Raw genomic sequence first — 1,137 nt, forward strand, 5'->3', positions numbered from 1 at the left:
CGGCGGCGCCGCGTTCACCCTGATGCTGGTCGGCGCCCTGCTGCTGCCGGTCGCCGTGGTGGTGCTCACGAAGGCCGACGACCGGCGGGGCGTCCCGCTGCGGCGGGACCTGCGCGAGGCGCTGCGCGGCGGAGAGCCAGTCCAGGCGCCGTCCGCCACCGGGTTCTTCATCGCCTTGGAGGGCGGCGACGGAGCCGGCAAGTCCACCCAGGTCCAGGCGCTGGCCGACTGGATACGGGGCAAGGGCCACGAGGTCGTGGTGACCCGGGAGCCCGGGGCGACCCCCGTCGGCAAGCGGCTCCGCTCGATCCTGCTCGACATCTCCTCGGCCGGTCTGTCGAACCGCGCCGAGGCACTGCTGTACGCCGCCGACCGGGCGGAACACGTGGACACGGTGGTGCGCCCGGCCCTGGAGCGCGGCGCGGTCGTCATCTCGGACCGCTACATCGACTCCTCGGTGGCCTACCAGGGCGCCGGCCGCGACCTCTCCCCGACGGAGATCGCCAGGATCTCGCGTTGGGCCACCGACGGGCTCGTCCCGAACCTGACCGTGCTGCTCGACGTGTCGCCGGAGGCGGCGCGCGAGCGGTTCACGGAGGCGCCGGACCGGCTGGAGTCGGAGCCGGCGGAGTTCCACCAGCGGGTGCGGTCCGGTTTCCTGACCCTCGCCGCGTCCGACCCCGGCCGTTACCTCGTGGTCGACGCGGGCCAGGACCCGGGCTCGGTGACCACGGTCGTACGGCACCGCCTGGACCGGATGCTCCCCCTCTCGGAGGCCGAAGTGGCCGCCCAGGCGGAGGCGCGGCGCCTCGCCGAGGAGGAGGCCCGGCGCAGGGCCGAGGAAGAGGCGGCGCGCAAGGCGGAGGAAGCGCGGCTGCGCGCCGAGGAGGAGGCACGGCTGGCCCGCGAGGCCGAGGAAGCGCGGATCAGGGCAGAGGCCGAAGCCGCCCGGAAGGCGGAGGAGGAGCGGCTGCGCGCCGAGGAGGAGGCCCGGGCGCGGGCCGAGGCCGAGCGGCTGCGCGCCGAGGCCGAGGAGAAGGCACGCGCGGCGGAGGCCGAGCGACTGCGTCGGCAGGCCGAGGAGGAGGCCCGGCTGCGGGCCGAGGCCGAGGAGCGGCGACTGGAGAAGCAGCGGCG

The 1,137-nt window shown here is 76.1% G+C and carries 1 protein-coding gene; it reads left to right on the top strand.

Features of this window, described 5'->3' with window-relative positions:
* The coding region (tmk, locus tag ACWGIU_RS38275; protein WP_453712755.1) for a dTMP kinase at positions 1–1,137 on the top strand (1,137 nt) is incomplete at both ends.

It is taken from the genome of Streptomyces sp. NPDC054840 (assembly GCF_053611065.1).